The sequence below is a fragment of the Streptomyces sp. NPDC087845 genome, assembly GCF_044742755.1.
GTDB lineage: Bacteria > Actinomycetota > Actinomycetes > Streptomycetales > Streptomycetaceae > Streptomyces.
In genome coordinates this window covers 149661-167857 of the sequence record NZ_JBIUVC010000001.1, presented here as the reverse complement: position 1 = coordinate 167857, position 18197 = coordinate 149661, and the positions used below count along the sequence as shown (strand labels likewise).

Sequence of the window (18197 nt, the reverse complement as noted above, 5' to 3'; positions counted from 1 at the left end):
GGGGTGGGACGCACAGCGATCACCGAGGTCGGACCATGGGCCGGGCGGAACCTGGCCGAAAGGGACTGAGACCGTGCTGTGATCGTGAACGCCGTGTCGGTAGGGGCCGTAGTGCTGAATACTGCGGGCAGGACCGGTCCGGTGTGTGAGCTGGAGGGGACGGTCGCGTGAGCGAAATACCTGGGACAGCGGGCGACATTGTGTGGCAGAGCAGCCCGCCTGGCTCGATCTACGACTACATCAGGGTCGCCTCCTTCTCGATCGGCCCCGATGGCCTGATCGAGCAGTGGAGCCGCCGGGCCGCCGGCCTCTTCGGCATTGCCGCGGACAAGGCGGTGGGCCTGGATCCGGTCGAGGCATTCATGCCCGCCGAACTGCGCCCGGACGGCCGGCGCCGTATCGGCGAGATCCTCGACGGCAGGGAATGGACGGGCCTCGTCCCCTTCCGGATACCGGGCGACGACCCGGTGCACGGACTCGCCGAGATCTATGTGATGCCGAGTGAGACGGAGGCCGGGGAACGGGCCGCGCTCTGCATCGTCGTGGACGTCCGCGCGCTGCGCCGCATCGAGACGGACCTCGCCGCATCACAGGCGATATTCGGTCAATCTCCCTTCGGTTTCGTGCTGTTCGGGACGGACCTCACGGTCATCCGCGCCAACCAGCGCTTCGCCACCGTCTTCGGCGGCCTGGCCGCGGACCACCGCGGTCGCACGGTCGACGACTACCTCTCCCGCCCCGAGGCGGACCGGCTCACCGCCACCCTGGAACGCGTCCTGGAGACCGGCGCGTCCGTCACCGACCTCCAGCTCGTCGGCACCGCGCCGGGTGACACCGAGAGCCGTCACTGGTCGATGAACCTGTACCGCGTGCACAGCGGATCGGGCCGCCCCATCGGCATCGCCGGACTGGCCACCGATGTGACCCGACGGCACATCGCCGCCCGCGAGGCCGCCAGCGCCCGCCGCAACCTCGCGCTGCTCAACGAGGCCAGTGCGCGGATCGGCAACTCCCTGGACCTGGAGACCACCGCCCGCGAACTCCTCGACGTCGCCGTGCCCGGCTTCTGCGACCTCGCCTCCGTCGACCTCTACCAAGGGCTGCTCACCGGAGACGACGCGCCGCCCGGCCGCTGGGACTCGCTCCGCCAGGAGTCCGTCGGAGGCTCCGCCGAACTGCGCCGCGTCGCCCTCGCCAGCGCGGTGTCGGACGCCCTGCCCGCCGCCGACCTCGACGCACCCGACACGGGCACCGGCCCGCCCGCGCTCGGCGCCGTACACCGCTTCTCGTACAGCTCGCCCTGCGCCATCGCCCTGCGCACCGGTCATGTCGAGGACGTGCCCGGCGACGACCTGGGCTTCGTCCAGTCGACGCTCGCCGTACCGATGGTCGCCCACGACACGGTGGTCGGCCTCGTCCAGTTCTCCCGTACCAAGGGCAGCGAACCCTTCGGCGAGCGGGACCGCGCACTGGCCACCGAACTCGCCGCCCGGGCCGCGGTCTGCATCGACAACGCCCGCCTCTACCGGCGCGAGCACGAGCGCGCGCTGATCCTCCAGCGCAGCCTGCTGCCGCCCGGCGACCCCGTCGCCGCCGGTCTCGACATCGCCTGCCGCTACCTCCCCGGCAACACGGCCACCGAAGTGGGCGGCGACTGGTTCGACGTGATCGAACTCCCCGGCCACCGCACCGCACTCGTCGTCGGCGACGTCATGGGCCGCGGACTGCGCGCCGCCGTGGCCATGGGCGAACTGCGCACCGCCGTGCGGACCCTGGCCCTGCTGGACCTGGAACCCGCCGAGGTGCTCTCCGCGCTCGACGAGGTCGCCCGAGGGCTCGGCACGCCCGGCGGCGGCACCTCCTCTTCCTCCGGCGGCGGCGCCCAGTGGCCCTCGCGGGCCGCCCACAGGTCCCGTGAGGCAGACCTCTCCGAGGTGTACCTGGCGACCTGCGTGTACGCGGTCTACGACCCGGTCACCCGGCGGTGCACCTTCGCCAACGCCGGCCATCTCCCCCCGGCCGCGGTCCAGCCCGGCGAACCGGCCATGCTGCTCGACGTCCCGCCCGGGATGCCGCTCGGCGTCGGGGGCGAGCCCTTCGAGGAGGTCGAGGTCGAACTGAAGGAGGGCGCCCTGCTCGCCCTCTACACGGACGGCCTCGTCGAGTCCCGCGACCATCCGCTCGACGAGGGGCTGCACGCCCTGCGCGGCGCGCTCGTCGCACCGGAACGGCCGCTCGAAGACGTCTGCGACCACGTGCTGACCACCCTCGACACCCGGCACGGCGAGGACGACATCGCCCTCCTCATGGCCCGCATCCGAGGGCTGCCGGTGGACGCCGTCGGGGACTGGCGGCTGCCCCGCGAACCCCGCTCCGTGGGCCGCGCGCGCGAACTGGCCCGTGATCAGCTGATCGCCTGGGGGCTCGACGAACTGGTGGACACCACCGAGCTGCTCGTCAGCGAGCTGGTCACCAACGCCCTGCGGTACGGGGAGGGCGAGATCCGGCTCAGGCTGCTGCGCGACCGTACGCTCGTCTGCGAGGTATGGGACGCGGGCCTCGTCCAGCCGCGGCGGCGGCGGGCGCGCGACACCGACGAGGGCGGGCGCGGGCTGCAGCTCGTCGGGCTGCTGAGTGTGGCCTGGGGGTCCAGGCGGACACCGCGTGGCAAGACGGTCTGGTTCGAACTGGCGCTGCCCGACGGGGAGCCGGTCGCCGAGCGCACGGTCGAGCAGCTGCTGAGTATGTTCTGAAGCAGCTGCTGAGCATGTTCTGAAAGGGAGGGCTCAGGAGGCCGGCGGGGGCGAGGTCAGGAGGCCGTCTTCAGGGCGGCGAGCCGGGCCTCGACCTCCGCGCTGTCGCCCAGGCCGTCCAACTGCTCGAACTGGGCGTCCAGGGACGACGCGGCGAGCTCCTGCCGGCCCAGCGCCCTCGCCTCCTCGCGCCGCACCTTGTCCTCGAAACGGCTGAGCTCACTGGTCGGGTCGAGGACGTCGATGCTCTTGACGGAGTCCGTCATCCGGTTCTGTGCCTGGGCGGACCTGGCGCGGGCGACGAGCTCGTCACGCTTGGACTTCAGCTCCGTCAGCTTGGTCTTCATCCGGTCCAGGCCGGACTTGAGCTTGTCCACCACCTCGGTCTGCGACGCGATGGCCGGCTCCGCGGTCTTCGCCTCCTTCTCCGACTGGAGCTGGCGCCCGAGCGCGACCTTGGCCAGATGGTCGAACGTGTCGGCCTCCACGCCCGCGCCGGCCGCCCGCAGCTCGTCGGCCTTGCGGCTGGCGGCGAGCGCCTTGTCGCCCCACTCCCTGGCCGCGTCGACATCCTCCCGGTGGTCCTGTTCCATCAGGCGCAGATTGCCGATGGTCGCGGCAACGGCCTGCTCGGCCTCCGAGATGTTGGCCGTGTAGTCGCGGATCAGCTGGTCCAGCATCCTCTGCGGATCCTCCGCCTGATCCAGCAGCGCGTTGATGTTGGCCTTCGCCAGCTGGGTGACACGTCCGAGGATGGTCTGCTTGGTCATGGCGCCTCTCCTGTGGGTGAATGCGTACGTGTGAAGCCCTGGGCCCGGGGCGGTGCCGTCGGCTCAGAAGCGGCCGCCGCCGCCCCGCCGTCCGCGCGTGCCCCCGCCGCCGAAGCTGCCGGGCCCGCCGCCCCCTCCGCCCCCGCCGAAGCCTCCTCCGTAGCCCCCGCCGAACCCGCCTGGGTGGCCCCCGCCGCGGCCGCCTCCACCACCCAGGAGACCGCCGAGGATGATCCCGCCGAGCACCGCGCCGCCGGCCCCGCCGCCCCCTCCCCGCACACCGCCCGGACCGCCGTACGACCGCACGTCCTGCTCGGCCAGGCTCCGGGCCTGCCCGGCCAGGGCGTCCGCCTGCTGCGCCTCGGCCAGCGCGCCCCGGGGATCGTCGCTCCCGGCCAGTTCGCGGGAACGGCCGAGCCGCCGCTGGGCCTCCGCGAGGCGGGTCCGGGCCGGGCTGCCCACGGCGCCGCGGTGGGTGGTGATGTAGTCGGCGGCGGCGGCGATCGCCGAGCGCGCGGTGAGCGACGCCTGGTCGAGGAGGGAGCGGGCCCGCCAAGCGCCCTGTTCCTGTTCGCGGGCGCCGGCCAGCGCCGCGTCGAGCGCCGCGTCCGCCTCCTCCACCCTGCGCAGGGCGTCGATGGGATCGTACGGACCGGCCCGCATCTGCTCCCGCACCCCACCGAGCACCGACTCCGCACGGGCGATCCGGCCCCGCAGATCCGCCGTCGGCACACCTTCCCCGGTGCCTTCGAGCAGCCCGCCCGCCTCGGCCAGGTCGGTGGCCGTCTCGGCGAGGGCGGCAGGCAGTCTGCCCGCCGCCTCGGCGAGTTCCCGGCTCCGCCGGTCCACGGCGTCGACGAGGGTGGCCACCTGGTCGACCGCGCCTTCGGCGGCCCGTACGTACACCGCCGCCGCCGCGTTGTTCCCGCTGTCCACGGACTGCCGGGCCCGATTGAGACCGGACGTGGCGAAGACGAGCCGGTCCTTGGCCTGTTCGACGGCGTCGCCGACCGGCGTGGAGGCCGACTCCGCGTACCGGTCGCGCATCGCGCTCAGAGCGGCGTCGGCGGCGGAGACGCGGCCGGTCAGGGCGCGGAACGCGGTCTCGGCCGCGGCCAGGGCCTGCGGAGCGTCGCGTTCCAGGGCACGCAGCCGGTCGAAGTCCTCGGACACGGCGTCGAGGCGGGCGTTGGCGTCCGTGCAGCGGCTGATGATCTCGTCCAGCATCCGGCGCCGCGTCGCATCGTCCTCGGGAAAGGCGTCGTCCAGCTGCTGGCGCAGCCGGAACGCGGCTGTCAGCTCGCCCTTGGCGCGGGCGACGGCCGCGGCGAACGGGGCCGCGGCCTCCTCCCCGAACTGGGCGGTGGCAAAGCCCAGTTCCTCCTCGCTGGTGCGGACCGCGTCATCGGTGCCCACCAGCGTCTCCTTCGTCCGGGCATCGAGCTCCGGCAACGGGACCGGCGGCCGGGGCGGTCCGCCCGGTCCGGCGGAGCCCGGACCCCAGCCGGTCGCACCGGGCGTGGTGCGGGTCGTGGCCCGCCTCCTGCGCCGGGTGTACGTGTAGCCGGCGACCGCGGCGGCCGCGCCGAGGACGGCCACCGGCAGGATCAGGTCGTCGGCACCCGTCCCGCCGGAACTCCCGGTTCCGGGATCGGGAGCGCCGGGGGTGAGGGTCGGGGTGGGCACGGCCCTGCCCGCCAGCACGGCGGAGTATCCGTTCGCGGCGCCGATTGCCGCGCCGGCCCAGTCGTACTTCCTGAGTGCGGGATCGACGGCCGTGGTCGCCACGTCCCGGAGCTGGGCGTCGGTGAGGCGCGAGCCCTGCTCGACGGTGTAGGCGTACTGCCGGACGTGGGTGGCGACGGCGAGCAGGACGTCGTCGCCCCTGAGACCGTTCCGGTCGGCCGTCGCATCGGCCCAGCTCTGCGCGGAGCGGCCGGAGAAGTCCCGCACGTACACCACGAAGAGCTGGACGCGGCGGTCGTCGTACAGGCGGTCGAGTGCCGCCGCGACCTGGTCCCTGCGGTCTCCGAGCGCCCCCACCCGATCGGTGATCTGCCCGTCCCTGAACAGGGTGACGGGATCGTCGGCGCGAGCGGTCAGCGCGGCGGGGAGGGCCAGCCAGCACACCGTCAGCAGCACGGTGAGAAGGGCCCGGCCCGGTATCGGAATCCGGGTACGGCTCGCGAGCGGTGTCACCTTTGTGAGGCTATGTGCACCCTCGGTCACCCGCGACCCGGCGCGGTAACCGGGGCCGGAGGCCGGGGGGCGCCTTTCATGCTGCGCCGGCACGCCTCGGCACTCAGGGGGTACGGACACGCGCCGACGCGGATGAAGCGCATGGCCCCGGCCGTACGGGACCGGGCGGCCCTGTTCCGTTGGAGAGCCGCTCGGAGAGCCCTTGGAGAGCGCTTGAGGAGCCCATCGAGAGCGCTTGGAGAGCGCTGTGGCAGACCTGGCCGCGGTGGATCGCGCCGGGCCCCGTCCTGATGACCGTGGTTCCCGTGGTCGAGCACCCGCGTGGGCGCCGCACCTGGGCGGGGCTGGACAGGGCGGCGTCCACGCGGGCAGAGCAGTACGGGAACCGGCGTCCGTCAGGTGCCGCCGGTTCCCGTACGGGCGGGAGCGGTCAGGTTGCTCCCGGTCGCGGGGCCGACGTCAGTCGGCGATGCGCGGCAGCGCGCGCGTGCGGCCCATCTCGCCCAGCCAGACGGCGGACGGCTTGGGCAGCCGCTCGAAGGTCTCCGGGTCCCAGCCGATCAGGCCGAAGGTCGGCTTGTAGGAGCCCCACTCGTAGTTGTCGAGCGCGCTCCAGGCCAGGTAGCCCTGGATGTTCAGGCCGTCCTGGATCGCGGCCGCGACCTCGTTCAGCGCGCCGGTGTAGTAGTCGATCCGGCGGCTGTCGACATCGGTCGCGATGCCGTTCTCGGTCACGATCAGCGGCACGTCGTTGCCGAGGACCTCGGCGGTGTGGCGCAGCGCGTAGCCGACCGCGGAGGGGTAGTACTCCCACTGCGTGAGGGTGCGCTCGACGCCGTCGGCCGTGGGTATCGGGCCTTCGGGGCCGATCTTGGTCCGGGTGTAGGACTGCACACCGATCCAGTCGTCGCCGCGGGCGGCCTCGATGAAGACGTCCTCGCGGGGGTGGCGGTAGGCCGCGGTGACCTCCTCGGCGCCGGGCAGGGCCTGGTAGACCTGGTTGGCGATGGTCCAGCCGACCTGGATGCCGGCGTTGATCGCACGGACCTCCTCGACGGCCGCGTGGTGTGCGGCGATGACGGCCTGGGTCGTCTCGTCGTCGGGGGTCGGCAGACCGGCGGGCGGGAAGCTGTTGTCGCCGCGCTTGGCCTGGCCGGCCATCACGGCGATCATGTTCGGCTCATTGATCGTGCAGACGTGGCTGACGCCCTCGGCGATCACCGGTGCGCAGGCCGCGACGTAGCGGGCGAAGAGCTCGGTCGCGCCGTCGGCGGTCCAGCCGCCGCGCGCCTCGAACCACTGCGGCACGGTGAAGTGGTGCAGCGTGATCATGGGGCGCAGGCCGCGCTCGATGGCTCCGTCGACCATGCGGCGGTAGTGGGCGAGCTCGGCGCGGGAGAAGCGGCCCTCGGCCGGCTCGATGCGCGCCCACTCGATGGAGAACCGGTAGTCGGTGAAGCCGAGACCGGCCAGCGTGTCCATGTCCTCGTGCCAGCGGTGGTAGCTGTCGCAGGCGTCCAGGCTGGGCTCCTGGATGTGGGTGCCCGCGGCGTGCTCCTTGACCCACCAGTCGCTGTTGGTGTTGTTGCCCTCGATCTGGTGGGCGGCCGTGGAGGCGCCCCACAGGAAGCCTTCGGGGAACGGGACCTGGGTGTGAGTCATCGCAAACTGTCCTTCTGGTGCGTGAAAGGGGTGTGGCCGGCGGGGTGCGGGGTGCGGCCTCGTACGTTTCGGTGGGCGGCCTGGGCGGTCCGGCCCGCCCGGGGTGGCGGCTACTTCATGCCGGCCGTCGCGATGCCCTGGGTGAAGTGCCGCTGGAGCGCGATGAAGACGACCAGGACCGGCAGCACGATCAGCAGGGAGCCGGCCATCAGCATGCCGTTGGACCCGCCCGCCTTGTTGGGGTCGGTGGCGAAGGTGGCCAGGGCGACCGGAAGGGTGTACTTGTCGGGGTCGTTGGTCGCGATGAGCGGCCAGACGAAGTTGTTCCAGGAGCCCAGGAACGTGAAGATCGAGAGCGTCGCCAGGGCGGGCTTCACCAGCGGCATCACGATCCGCCAGAAGATGTACCACTCGCCGGCGCCGTCCATCCGGGCCGCTTCCAGCAGCTCGTCCGGGATCGACTGCATGAACTGCCGCATCAGGAAGACGCCGAAGGCTCCGGCGGCGAACGGCAGCACCAGACCCGCGTACGAGTCGATCAGGTGGAGCTTGCTCATCAGCACGAAGAGCGGCAGCAGCATCAGGTTGCCGGGCACCATCAGGGCGCCGAGAACCAGGCCGAAGATCTTGTTGCGCCCGGCGAAGTTCAGCTTGGCCAGGGCGTACCCGAGCATCGAGCAGAACACCAGGTTCGAGACGGTGACCAGCACCGCCACGATCACCGAGTTCATGAAGTACAGCGGCAGATCGAGCTTGTCGAGCAGGTCCCGGAAGTTTTCCAGCGTCCACTCGGTCGGGATCCACACCGGCGGGCTCGCGGTCAGCTCCTGCGACGTCTTGAACGCCGAGAGGGCCATCCACAGGAAGGGCGCCGACATGATCAGCAGGCCGATGGAGAGCAGGACGTAGACGAGGACGCGCTTCGGGTTGCGAGCCTTCTTCGCGCCCGGCTCGGGCGTGTCCTGGGGCTTCTTCGCCGGCGCCGTCGAGACGGCGCCGGGTGCACGGGTGGCGCTCATTTCGTGTTGTCCTTCAGCAGTCGGAGCTGCAGCACCGTGATGCCCATGATCACTACGAAGAGGACATACGCCATGGCACTCGCATAGCCCATGTGGAAGAAGTTGAAGCCCTCGCGGTACATGTTCAGCGAGACGGTGAGCGTGGAGTCCGAGGGGCCGCCCTGGGTCATCACGAACGGCTCCTCGAAGACATTGAGGTAACCGATGGTGGTGATCACCGTGGCGTAGAGCAGCGTGGGCCGCAGCAGGGGCACCGTGATGCCCTTGAACTCCTGCCAGACACCGGCGCCGTCCAGCCGCGCGGCTTCCCTTACTTCGGTGGGAATGGCCTGCAGACCGGCGATGAAGAGCACCATGACCGTGCCGAGGTTGCGCCAGACCGCCATCGCGATCATCGAGGGCATGGCGAGCGTCTCGGAGCCGAGGAAGTCCGGCGAGGTGAGACCGACCTCGGAGAAGAGGCCCGCGATGAGTCCGTCGGCGGGGTCGAGCACGAACCGCCAGACCACGGCGACCGCGACGATGCTGGTGACCACCGGGGCGTAGAAGCCGACACGGAAGAAGGTCCGCGCCCGGTCGATGCCGTTGTTCAGCAGGACGGCGACGACCAGCCCGAGGAGGATCGTCAGGGGGACGCCGATCACCACGAAGTACGCCGTGTTGAACAGCGACTTGAGGAACTTCTCGTCGCTGAAGAGATTGACGTAGTTCTCGAAGCCGATGAAGTTCGCGTCCAGCGGGTGCGTGACATTGCGCAGCCCGAAGTCGGTGAAGCTCATCACCAGCGTCGCGACGATCGGGAGCGCCATGAAGACGAGGAAGAGGACGAGGAAAGGAGTGGAGAACAGCCAGCCGGCCAGGTTCTGCACGCCCATCGAGGACTTCTTGCCACCCCGGCGACCTGCGGGCCCGGTGGCCGGGGGCTCGGAAGCCCCCGGCCCGGCCTGCACCTTGGCCGACTCTGCGGCCTTTGCGGTCATGGTGCGCATGACTCCTACTTCACGAGGCCTTCGATTTCGGACTGGGCCGTCTTGAGTGCGTCCTCGGCGGACGCCTTGCCCTGGGTGACCTTGGCGATGGCCTGGTCGACCTTGTCGGTGATCTCTGTCCAGTTGGACAGCGACGGGGAGGACTTGGCGGTGTCCATCTGCTTCTTGAAGACCTGGAGGTCGGCGTCGTCGGCGAGGTCGCCGGAGGTCCAGGCGGAGGTGTTGGCCGGCAGGTCCTTGGTGCGCTTGTACCAGTCGGCCTGGCCCTTGGTGTCCGTCAGGTACTTGATGAACTCGGTGGCCGCCGCCTTGTGCTTGCTGTCCTTGGAGACGACCAGGGAGGAACCGCCGGCCATGGAGACGGAGGACTTGTCGGCGGGCACATTGGCCACCGCCCACTTGCCCTTGAGCTGCGGCTGGCCCTCGTTCAGCAGGGTGACGTGCCAGGGGCCGCCGAAGAACATCGGGACGCGGCCGTTGCCGAAGTCCTTCACCACGTCGTAGCCGGGCTGCACGGACTTGTTGGAGAGCCCCTTGTCGAAGTACGAGCCGTACTCCTTGAGGGCCTTGACGGCCTCCGGGCTGTCGATGACGACCTTGCCCTTGTCGTCGACGATCTCACCGCCGGCCGAGTACAGGAAGGAGTAGAAGTTCTGCACCGTGTCCAGGCCGCTGGGCTGGATGGACAGGCCCCACTTGGTTCCGGCCTTCTTCTGGTAGGCCGAGGCGAGGTCCTGCATCTCCTTCCAGTCGGTCGGAGCCTTGGTGATGCCCGCCTTCTCGGCCAGGTCGGTGCGGTAGTAGAGGACGCGGGTGTCGACGTACCACGGCACGCCGTACGCCTGGCCGTCCACCTCGCCCTGCTTCCAGCCGGACGGGAAGAAGTCCTTCTCGTTGAACGTCTTCGTGTCGACCGGCTCCAGGACGCCGAGCTCGGCGAACTCGCCCATGTAGCTGCCGCCCATCTGCGCCACGTCCGGCAGGGTGCCGGCGGCGGCCGCGGAGACCAGCTTCTGGTGGGCGACGTCCCAGCCGACCGGGGTCACCTTCACGGTCACGTTCGGGTTGGCCTTTGTGTACTCCTTGGCCACATCCGCGAGCTTCTCGCCCTCGGCCCCCATGGCCCAGACGGTGATCGTCTGCTTCTTGTCCGCGGCGACGTCGTCGCCACCGGAACTGCCGCACGCGGTGACACCGAAGGTGAGTGCGGCTGCGGCCGCGATGCCGACCGAAACGTTTCTGGCGGTGCGGGGCATGGAGGGCTCCTCCTTGAGCAATCCGAATGTATGCGCTGCCTGTAAGCGCATACATCACTCTGCGGCAGGGATTCGGGAATCCGCAAGAGGGTGCTAGGTCACACTCGTGCAACGTGCTGGACATCTGAATGTTCAACTTGGCACGGTAAGCGCCTTGTTTGTGAAATTGGAAATGGTGTGACCTATTTCGCGTGGTTGGTCCGCGTGTTCGCGCGTCCGCACCGGCATGGGTGGGGCGGGGAGGGGAGGGGAGCGATATTGTCGTGATCATGGCTTCGTTCGCGCATGACTTCCCCTTCGATCCGACCTACGGGCGCACGCTCGACGACCTGCTGCGCATACCCGCTCCCGCCGCCCCGGACGACTTCGACGCCTTCTGGCGGGCCCGGTACGAGGAGGCCCGCGAGGTCGCCACGGAGCCGGAGCTCGGCCCGCTGGAGGAGGAGCGCGACGGTGTGCGGATCCACGGGGTGACCTTCACCTCGGTGGGCGGGGTCCGGCTCGGGGGCTGGGTCGCGCTGCCCGCCGAGGGGGCCGCGGAGTACGGATTCGTCATCGGGCACGGCTACGGCGGCCGGCAGGCGCCCGGCCCCGACGTGCCGCTGCCGTTGCCCCGGGCGGCGGCGATCCTGCCGTGCGTACGCGGCATGGGCGCGCGCGGCCTGCGGGACGGCATCCCGGACGTGTCCGACGCCCATGTGCTGCACGGCATCGAGTCGCGCGACACCTACGTCATCGGCGACTGCGTGGCGGACCTGTGGTGTGCGGCGTCGGCGCTGCACGAACTGCTGCCGGAGACGGCGCCCGGGGACGGCAGGCCGCGGCTCGGCTACCTCGGGGAGAGCTTCGGCGGCGGACTCGGCGCGCTGGCCCTGCCCTGGGACGACCGGTTCGGGGCCGGGCAGCTGACGGTGCCGACCTTCGGCAACCATCCGCTGCGGCTCACCCTGCCGTGCGCGGGGAGCGGGGCGACGGTGCAGGGCTACCACCGGGAGCACCCGGAGGTCGCGGAGGTGCTGCGGTACTTCGACGCCGCCACGGCCGCGACCCGGCTGGAGCTTCCCGTGCTGGTGGCCGCGGCGCTCTTCGACCCCTCGGTGCCGCCGCCGGGGCAGTTCGCCGTGCACAACGCGCTGGCGGGGGAGCGCGAGCTCCAGGTGCTGAGTGCGGGGCACTTCGTGTACGAGGGGCTGACGGCGGAGACGGAGGAGCTGCGGGCGGCCCGTCGGCGGTTCTTCGGGGCGTGGCTCGGGCGGTGAGCCGGGCCGGGCGGTGAGCCGGGCCGGGCGGTGAGTCGGCCCGGTGGTGAGCCGGGCCGGGCGGGTGAGTCAGCCCGGTGGTGAGCCGGGCTCTGGCGGGCCGGTGTCGTGCCCGGGGGCAGCTGCGCCCTGACACGTCGGCCGAGGGTGCCGGGCGCCCGCTCCGGGGCCGTGTGGCGGGGTGTCCCGCGCCCGGTCGGTCGTCGAGCGGCGGACCGGCCCTGGCCGCCTGCCGTCGTCCGTGTCAGCCGCAGCCGCAGCTCGCTCGGTGGACTCGTCAGCCGCAGCCGCAGCTCGCTCGGTGGATCAGGGAGACCGGCAGCATCAGCGATACCGGGTCGCGCCCGCTGTCGCCCAGGCGCTGTACCAGCAACTCGACTGCCTGCTCGCCGAGTTGGCGGATCGGCTGGCGTACGGTCGTCAGCGACGGCCGTACGATCCGGCTCAGTGGAATCCCGTCGAAGCCGGTCACCGCGATGTCCTCGGGCACCCGCACCCCGCGCCGCTCCAGTGCGCGCAGCGCGCCCACGGCCATCTGGTCATTGGCGAACAGCACGCCCTGCGGCCATTCGGGCTCCCGGTCGAGCAGCGCCTCCGCGGCCCGCGCCCCTTCGGCCTGCGTCATCATCGATGCCCGCAGGTCCGGCTCGTCCGGCACCGGCAGTCCGGCGTCGCGGCACGCCTGCTGGAAGCCGAGGAACCGCGCCTCGGCGTCCGGTGAGTCGACCTCGCCCCCGACGAACGCGAGCCTGCGCAGCCCGTGGTCCTCGATCAGGTGGCGGGCCAGCTCCCGCTCCCCGTCGGCGTTCGCGACGACGATGTGGTCGAGATGGTCGATCTCGCGCGGTCCGGCGAGCATCACCACCGGCAGCCGGCGCGATATCACGTCGAGGTCCTCGGTCGGCACGGTCTGCGCCAGTACGGCGAAGCCGTCGACCCGCCCCGCGACCTTCGCGACGAGGCTCTCCGGCCCGCCCTCCAGCGAGGCGGCGATCAGCAGCGCGTAACCGTGCCGGCGCGCCGCCCGTTCCATGCCGCGGATGATCTGGTCGGAGTAGAGCATCACCGCGTCGTCGGCGTCGCTGTCCGCCTCCGCGTCGGCCTCGGCGTCCGGGTCGGCGTAGTCGGGGAAGCACAGGCCGAGCACGCCGGTGGTCCGGCTGGCCAGGCCCCGGGCGTTCCCGCTGGGTACGTAGCCGAGCTGGCGGGCGGCTTCGAGGACCCGCTCACGGGTCTGCGCGCGTACCGAATCGGGGGTGCGGTAGACCCGCGAGACCGTGGCAATGGAGACGCCCGACCGCTCGGCGACGTCGTACACCGTTGGGGCGCTCACTCGACCGACCGTCCGCTTCTTCTTCTGTACCGAAGCACCTGCTGTTGCATGTACCGACCCTCTTCTGAAAGCGCATTCACCCTAGATCGCGGGCTGTGCGACGGGCAAGACCGCCACGGAATAGACAGGCAACCTTGCAAGATTGCCTGTGCATCTTCTACGGTGAAGGCATGCCGGAACCGACCGAAGCCCCGTCCGCCGAGCTGAGCCCCGAGCAGTTGGCGACGCAGCTCGCCGCCGTGATCAGCCGGCTGTTGCGACGGCTGCGCACCACGTCGTCGGAGAGCCTGCTCACGCCCACGCAGCGCTCGGTGCTCGCCCGGCTGGACCGCGAGGGCCCGGCCACCACGGCCGCGCTGGCCCGCGCCGAGTACGTGCGTCCGCAGTCGATGCGGCTGACCCTCGGCGCGCTGGAGAGCCAGGGGCTCGTCGGGCGGGCGCCCGATCCGGCCGACGGCCGCAAGTCGGTCATGTCGATCACGGACGCCGGGCTGGCCGCGCTCACCGCGGTCCGGGCCGCCAAGCACAACTGGCTCGCCGAGGCCGTCGCCGCCGAGCTCGACGCGGACGAGCGGCTCACCGTCGCCCGCGCCGCGGAGCTGCTCGACCGACTGGTCAGGACCTGACCGGCGCCCCACCGGCCCGGGGCGTGGCCGACAGGCCGGGACCTGACCGGCGCCCCACCGGCCCGGGGCGTGACGTGTCCGCCGTCCGTGCCCCGGGAGCGGCGTCCGCCCCGGATCCGCACCCGCCGTACCTGAACCCCAACGATCGATCCGCCCCCTCGGAGGAGCCGACATGACCGCCACCACCCTGGACCCGAAGACCGCCCTGGTCGTCGTCGATCTCCAGAAGGGCATTGTCACCAGCGACACCGTCCACCCCACCGCCGACATCGTCGCCCGTTCCGCGAGCCTCGCCGACGCCTTCCGCGCCAAGGGCCTCCCGGTCGTCCTGGTCCACGTCGTCGGCGGCGCCCCCGGGCGCAACGAGGGCCCCGCGCAGTCCGGCGGGCAGCTGCCCGCCGACTGGGCCGACCTCGTGCCCGAGCTCGGCCCGCGCGAGGGCGACATCGTCGTCACCAAGCGCACCTGGGGCGCCTTCCACGGCACCGACCTCGACCTCCAGCTGCGCCGCCGCGGCGTCACCCAGGTCGTCGTCACCGGCGTCGCGACCAGCATCGGCGTCGAGTCCACCGCCCGCGCCGCCCACGAGCACGGCTACCACGTCACCGTGGCCACGGACGCGGTCACCGACATGGACGCCGATGCCCACCGCAACAGCGTCGAGAGGATCTTCCCGCGCCTCGGCGAGACGGACACCACCGAGGCGATCCTCAAGCTGCTCGGCTGACCACCCCGGTGCCGGGCCTCACGTCCGGTCCCCGCGCCGGCCGATCTTGTTCCCCAGCCACACCAGCGGGTCGTACTTGCGGTCCACGGCCCGTTCCTTCAGCGGGATCAGCGCGTTGTCGGTGATCGCGATGTGTTCGGGGCACACCTCCGTACAGCACTTCGTGATGTTGCAGTACCCCAGCCCGTGCTCCTCCTGCGCCGTCGCCTTCCGGTCGAGCCCCGACTCGGCGGCGGCGTCCAGGGGGTGCATGTCCAGCTCGGCGATCCGCATCAGGAAGCGCGGCCCGGCGAACGCCGTCTTGTTCTCCTCGTGGTCGCGCACCACGTGGCAGGTGTCCTGGCACAGGAAGCACTCGATGCACTTGCGGAACTCCTGCGAGCGGTCCACATCGACCTGCTGCATCCGGTAGTCGCCCGCCTTCACCCCCTGTGGGGGTACGAAGGCGGGCACCTCCCGTGCCTTGGCGTAGTTGAACGTCACATCGGTCACCAGATCGCGGACGACGGGGAAGGCCCGCAGCGGGGTGACGGTGATCGTCTCCTCCCGGTCGAAGACCGACATGCGCGTCATGCACATCAGCCGCGGCCTGCCGTTGATCTCCGCGCTGCACGAACCGCACTTGCCCGCCTTGCAGTTCCAGCGCACCGCGAGATCGCCCGCCTGGGTGGACTGGATCCGGTGGATGATGTCGAGGACGACCTCGCCGTCGTTCACCTCGACCTCGAAGTCCTCCACACCACCGCCGTCCTGGTCGCCGCGCCACACCCTGAACCGTGCGTTGTAGCTGCTCACTCGTACAGCTCCTCTTCGGCCAGGTACTTGACCAGCTCCTCCTTCTCGAAGAGGGAGAGCAGATCCGGACGGATGGGTTCGGTCGTCTTCCGTACGAGTTCGATTCGGCCGCCCGGCGCGCCCTCGGCGGCCCCGTCGGCCAGCCGGCACAGCAGATTGGCCGGACGCCAGGAGCGTTCCATCTCCGGGCAGTCCTCCCGGGTGTGGCCGCCCCGGCTCTCCGTACGCTCCAGCGCGGCCCGCGCGACGCACTCGCTGACCAGCAGCATGTTCCGCAGGTCCAGGGCGAGGTGCCAGCCGGGGTTGAACTGCCGGTGCCCCTCGACGGCGGCGCGCCGGGCCCGTACCCGCAGCGCGGCCAGCTTCTCCAGGGCCTGTTCCATCTCGGGCGCCCGCCGGATGATGCCGACCAGGTCGTTCATCGTCTGCTGGAGCTCCTGGTGGAGGGTGTACGGATTCTCCGCGGTCGCTGCGGTCGCTGCGGCCTCTGAGGTCTCCGCGGGCCTCCCGGCCGTGCCCGGCGCCCCGGAGCCGAACGGGCGCAGGGCCTCCGCGGCCGCCCCGTCGATCTGCTCCTCGTCCACCACCGGCGCGGCACCGGTCGTGTGCGCGTACTCGGCGGCGTGCAGCCCGGCCCGGCGCCCGAAGACCAGCAGGTCGGAGAGGGAGTTCCCGCCGAGCCGGTTGGAGCCGTGCATGCCGCCCGCGACCTCGCCCGCCGCGTACAGACCGGGCACGGCCACGGCTGCCGCGGTGTCGGAGTCGACGGCGATCCCGCCCATCACGTAGTGACAGGTCGGGCCGACCTCCATCGCCTCCGCCGTGATGTCGACATCCGCCAGCTCCTTGAACTGGTGGTACATCGAGGGCAGCCGGCGCCGGATGGCCTCCGCCGGCATCCGGGTCGACACGTCCAGGAACACCCCGCCGTGCGGCGAGCCCCGGCCCGCCTTGACCTCGGAGTTGATGGCACGGGCGACCTCGTCGCGCGGCAGCAGCTCGGGCGGGCGGCGGTTGTGGTCGGGGTCGTCGTACCAGCGGTCGCCCTCCTCCTCCGACTGCGCGTACTTCTCCTTGAACACATCGGGGACGTAGTCGAACATGAACCGCTTGCCCTCGGAGTTGCGCAGCACCCCGCCGTCCCCGCGCACCGACTCGGTGACGAGGATGCCCTTCACCGACGGCGGCCAGACCATGCCGGTCGGATGGAACTGCACGAACTCCATGTTCAGCAGCGGCGCGCCCGCCAGCAGGGCCAGCGCGTGGCCGTCGCCGGTGTACTCCCAGGAGTTCGACGTCACCTTGAAGGACTTGCCGATGCCGCCGGTGGCGAGGACGACCGCGGGTGCTTCCAGCACGAAGAAGCGGCCGGACTCGCGCTCGTAGCAGAAGGTGCCCGACACACGGTCCCCGTCCTTCAGGACGCGGGTCACCGTGCACTCCTGGAAGACCTTCAACCGGGCTTCGTAGTCGCCGAATTCGCGGTGGTCCTCCTGCTGGAGCGAGACGATCTTCTGCTGGAGGGTGCGGATCAGTTCGAGGCCGGTACGGTCCCCGACGTGTGCCAGGCGCGGGTACTCGTGGCCGCCGAAGTTGCGCTGGGAGATCTTCCCCTCCGGCGTACGGTCGAAGAGCGCGCCCCAGGTCTCCAGCTCCCAGACCCGGTCGGGCGCCTCCTTGGCGTGCAGCTCGGCCATCCGCCACTGGTTGAGGAACTTCCCGCCGCGCATGGTGTCGCGGAAGTGCACCTGCCAGTTGTCCCCGGAGTTCACATTGCCCATGGACGCGGCGATTCCGCCCTCCGCCATGACCGTGTGCGCCTTGCCGAAGAGCGATTTGCAGATGACCGCGGTACGGGCGCCGCGCTCCCGCGCCTCGATGGCGGCGCGCAGCCCGGCACCTCCGGCACCGACCACGACGACGTCCCACTGCTGCCGTTCGAGCTCTGTCATTCAGAAAAACCTCGGATCGTCGAAGGCGCCGGAGGCGACGAGATACACGTAGAAGTCGGCCAGTGCCACGCTGATCAGCGAGGCCCAGGCGAGCAGCATGTGCCGGGCGTTGAGCCGGCCCACCCAGCTCCACAGCCGGTAGCGCACCGGGTGCTTGGAGAAGTGCCGCAGACGGCCGCCGATGATGTGCCGGCAGGAGTGGCAGGACAGCGTGTACGCCCAGATCAGGGTGATGTTGGCCAGGAAGATCAGTGAACCGAGGCCCATGTGGCCCCAGGCGTAGTGCTCGTCGCGGAAGGAGAGCACGGTGTCGTACGTGAGGATTCCGGCGACCGGCACCGCGGCGTAGAAGAAGTACCGGTGGATGTTCTGCATGATCAGCGGGAAGCGGGTCTCGCCGGTGTACGTGGTGTGCGGCTCGGCGACGGCGCAGGCCGGGGGTGACGCCCAGAAGCCCCGGTAGTACGCCTTGCGGTAGTAGTAGCAGGTCAGCCGGAAACCCAGTGGGAAGATCAGGATCAGCAGGGCGGGGGAGAGGCCCCACCAGCTGCCGAAGAGCTCCCAGTTCGGGCCGTGCCGCATGGGCGCGCAGTTCTCCGCCAGGCAGGGCGAGTAGAACGGTGACACGTACGGGGCGGCGTAGTAGCCGGCGTTCGAGAAGGCCCGCCACGTCGAGTAGGCGATGAAGGCGAGCAGCCCGCCGGCCGTCAGCGCGGGCGACAGCCACCAGCGGTCGGTGCGCAGGTGGCGGGCGGCGATGGCGGCCCGGGAGGCGTGGTGGACGCCTCCCGCGCCCTTCGGGTGGGGTGGTTCCGTACCTGGTGCTGTTCCTGTTTCCGTACCGGTGGCCAAGGAAC

14 protein-coding genes are annotated in these 18197 nt (G+C 71.0%); 4 read left to right on the top strand and 10 right to left on the bottom strand.

Going from position 1 to position 18197, the window contains the following annotated elements:
• Positions 1 to 200 precede the first annotated feature (200 nt).
• On the top strand, positions 201 to 2753 hold the full coding sequence (locus tag ACIOMQ_RS00720) for a SpoIIE family protein phosphatase (RefSeq protein ID WP_402187912.1): 2553 nt from the start codon (positions 201 to 203) through the stop codon (positions 2751 to 2753).
• 56 nt (positions 2754 to 2809) lie between these two features.
• On the opposite strand, the gene ACIOMQ_RS00715 is transcribed toward ACIOMQ_RS00720, so the two are convergent.
• The 6 genes from ACIOMQ_RS00715 to ACIOMQ_RS00690 all read right to left on the bottom strand — a co-directional run bounded on the left by ACIOMQ_RS00715 (position 2810) and on the right by ACIOMQ_RS00690 (position 10648).
• A complete protein-coding gene (locus ACIOMQ_RS00715; RefSeq protein ID WP_362200298.1) occupies positions 2810 to 3523 on the bottom strand; it encodes a PspA/IM30 family protein in 714 nt (237 codons plus the stop codon).
• A gap of 63 nt (positions 3524 to 3586) precedes the next feature.
• On the bottom strand, positions 3587 to 5722 hold the full coding sequence (locus ACIOMQ_RS00710) for a TPM domain-containing protein (RefSeq protein ID WP_402187387.1): 2136 nt from the start codon (positions 5720 to 5722) through the stop codon (positions 3587 to 3589).
• A 459-nt stretch (positions 5723 to 6181) separates the two neighbouring features.
• The gene (locus ACIOMQ_RS00705) at positions 6182 to 7384 is read right to left on the bottom strand and encodes a family 1 glycosylhydrolase (RefSeq protein ID WP_362200304.1); all 1203 of its coding nucleotides are present in this window, start codon (positions 7382 to 7384) and stop codon (positions 6182 to 6184) included.
• A gap of 110 nt (positions 7385 to 7494) precedes the next feature.
• Entirely contained in the window at positions 7495 to 8403 is a 909-nt protein-coding gene (locus ACIOMQ_RS00700) for a carbohydrate ABC transporter permease (RefSeq protein ID WP_401261289.1), read from the bottom strand.
• Entirely contained in the window at positions 8400 to 9392 is a 993-nt protein-coding gene (locus ACIOMQ_RS00695) for a sugar ABC transporter permease (protein WP_362200310.1), read from the bottom strand. Before ACIOMQ_RS00695 ends, ACIOMQ_RS00700 begins: the two co-directional genes overlap by 4 nt.
• A 5-nt stretch (positions 9393 to 9397) precedes the next feature.
• The gene (locus ACIOMQ_RS00690; RefSeq protein ID WP_362200313.1) at positions 9398 to 10648 is read right to left on the bottom strand and encodes a sugar ABC transporter substrate-binding protein; all 1251 of its coding nucleotides are present in this window, start codon (positions 10646 to 10648) and stop codon (positions 9398 to 9400) included.
• A gap of 269 nt (positions 10649 to 10917) precedes the next feature.
• On the opposite strand from ACIOMQ_RS00690, the gene ACIOMQ_RS00685 reads away from it, so the two are divergent.
• On the top strand, positions 10918 to 11907 hold the full coding sequence (locus tag ACIOMQ_RS00685; protein ID WP_401261285.1) for an acetylxylan esterase: 990 nt from the start codon (positions 10918 to 10920) through the stop codon (positions 11905 to 11907).
• A 277-nt stretch (positions 11908 to 12184) separates the two neighbouring features.
• On the opposite strand, the gene ACIOMQ_RS00680 is transcribed toward ACIOMQ_RS00685, so the two are convergent.
• A complete protein-coding gene (locus ACIOMQ_RS00680) occupies positions 12185 to 13240 on the bottom strand; it encodes a LacI family DNA-binding transcriptional regulator (RefSeq protein WP_362200319.1) in 1056 nt (351 codons plus the stop codon).
• Between the two features lie 170 nt (positions 13241 to 13410).
• Between ACIOMQ_RS00680 and ACIOMQ_RS00675 the strand changes: the two genes are divergently transcribed.
• Entirely contained in the window at positions 13411 to 13866 is a 456-nt protein-coding gene (locus ACIOMQ_RS00675; protein ID WP_401261282.1) for a MarR family winged helix-turn-helix transcriptional regulator, read from the top strand.
• Positions 13867 to 14038: 172 nt separating this feature from the next.
• On the top strand, positions 14039 to 14593 hold the full coding sequence (locus ACIOMQ_RS00670) for an isochorismatase family protein (RefSeq protein ID WP_362200327.1): 555 nt from the start codon (positions 14039 to 14041) through the stop codon (positions 14591 to 14593).
• Positions 14594 to 14611: 18 nt separating this feature from the next.
• Here ACIOMQ_RS00670 and ACIOMQ_RS00665 read toward each other — a convergent pair whose 3' ends face one another.
• From ACIOMQ_RS00665 to ACIOMQ_RS00655, 3 genes are read right to left on the bottom strand one after another with little or no spacing between them, the layout of a single operon-like run.
• Entirely contained in the window at positions 14612 to 15388 is a 777-nt protein-coding gene (locus ACIOMQ_RS00665; protein WP_362200330.1) for a succinate dehydrogenase/fumarate reductase iron-sulfur subunit, read from the bottom strand.
• Positions 15385 to 17340: a fumarate reductase/succinate dehydrogenase flavoprotein subunit gene (locus tag ACIOMQ_RS00660; RefSeq protein ID WP_402187384.1), complete on the bottom strand. Its 1956-nt coding sequence runs from the start codon at positions 17338 to 17340 to the stop codon at positions 15385 to 15387. The genes ACIOMQ_RS00665 and ACIOMQ_RS00660 overlap by 4 nt, the downstream gene beginning before the upstream one ends.
• Positions 17341 to 18192, bottom strand: a complete 852-nt coding sequence (locus ACIOMQ_RS00655) for a hypothetical protein (protein WP_402187382.1) — start codon at positions 18190 to 18192, stop codon at positions 17341 to 17343.
• Positions 18193 to 18197: the final 5 nt, after the last annotated feature.

What these genes read in the sequence shown, in the direction of transcription:
- ACIOMQ_RS00715 (WP_362200298.1), bottom strand. Translation starts at nt 3,523, where the DNA reads ATGACCAAGCAGACCATCCTCGGACGTGTCACCCAGCTGGCGAAGGCC.
- ACIOMQ_RS00690 (WP_362200313.1), bottom strand. Translation starts at nt 10,648, where the DNA reads ATGCCCCGCACCGCCAGAAACGTTTCGGTCGGCATCGCGGCCGCAGCC.
- ACIOMQ_RS00705 (WP_362200304.1), bottom strand. Translation starts at nt 7,384, where the DNA reads ATGACTCACACCCAGGTCCCGTTCCCCGAAGGCTTCCTGTGGGGCGCC.
- ACIOMQ_RS00685 (WP_401261285.1), top strand. Translation starts at nt 10,918, where the DNA reads ATGGCTTCGTTCGCGCATGACTTCCCCTTCGATCCGACCTACGGGCGC.
- ACIOMQ_RS00700 (WP_401261289.1), bottom strand. Translation starts at nt 8,403, where the DNA reads ATGAGCGCCACCCGTGCACCCGGCGCCGTCTCGACGGCGCCGGCGAAG.
- ACIOMQ_RS00675 (WP_401261282.1), top strand. Translation starts at nt 13,411, where the DNA reads ATGCCGGAACCGACCGAAGCCCCGTCCGCCGAGCTGAGCCCCGAGCAG.
- ACIOMQ_RS00670 (WP_362200327.1), top strand. Translation starts at nt 14,039, where the DNA reads ATGACCGCCACCACCCTGGACCCGAAGACCGCCCTGGTCGTCGTCGAT.
- ACIOMQ_RS00695 (WP_362200310.1), bottom strand. Translation starts at nt 9,392, where the DNA reads ATGCGCACCATGACCGCAAAGGCCGCAGAGTCGGCCAAGGTGCAGGCC.
- ACIOMQ_RS00660 (WP_402187384.1), bottom strand. Translation starts at nt 17,340, where the DNA reads ATGACAGAGCTCGAACGGCAGCAGTGGGACGTCGTCGTGGTCGGTGCC.